The 246-nt window shown below is 70.7% G+C and carries 1 pseudogene; it reads right to left on the bottom strand.

Features of this window, described 5'->3' with window-relative positions:
- Positions 1 to 246: pseudogene (locus tag AC6H42_RS31300) on the bottom strand (nucleotide sugar dehydrogenase); the annotation flags it as partial.

Raw genomic sequence — 246 nt, 5'->3', positions numbered from 1 at the left:
GCCCGGGTACACGGTCGATTCGAACACCACGATGCTGCCCTTCTTCATGTGGCGCCCGACCGTGGCGCTGGCGCCGGCCAGCGGCGCGAAGTCGGGATTGTGGGCGGTGTCGACCGGGGTCGGCACGGCCACCACGATGATGTCGGCCTCGGCCAGCATGGCCGGATCGGAGGTGTACTCGGCGTGCTCGGAGGCGGCCATCTGCTCGTCGCTCAGTTCGCGCGACGGGTCGGTGCCGTGGCGGCA

It is taken from the genome of Massilia sp. NBRC 108631 (assembly GCF_059704565.1).
Note: the sequence above shows the minus strand (reverse complement) of the source record. Positions and strands in the feature narration are given on the sequence as shown.